General features: G+C 66.9%; 1 protein-coding gene. It reads left to right on the forward strand.

The genetic code is table 11. The features are described 5' to 3' along the window. Positions 1 to 236: protein-L-isoaspartate O-methyltransferase family protein (locus SB717_RS39490; protein WP_410908783.1), on the forward strand; the 236-nt coding region annotated here is incomplete at both ends.

The following is a 236-nucleotide window of genomic DNA, read 5'->3' on the forward strand; positions in this document are numbered from 1 at the left end:
GCTCGACCCGCTCGTGCTCGATGCGCTGCGAGAAGTCCCGCGTGAGGACTTCGCCCCCGCCGACTACCGGCGGATGGCCTTTTCCGACCTGCGCATTCCGCTGGCGCATGACCAGGTCATGCTCAAGCCGATCGAGGAAGGCCGGATGCTCCAGACCCTGGAAATCCAGCCCGGCCAGCGCGTGCTCGAAATCGGAACCGGTTCGGGCTTCACGGCGGCCTGCATGGGCTACCTGG

It is taken from the genome of Priestia sp. SIMBA_032 (assembly GCF_046535215.1).
GTDB lineage: Bacteria > Bacillota > Bacilli > Bacillales > Bacillaceae_H > Priestia > Priestia aryabhattai.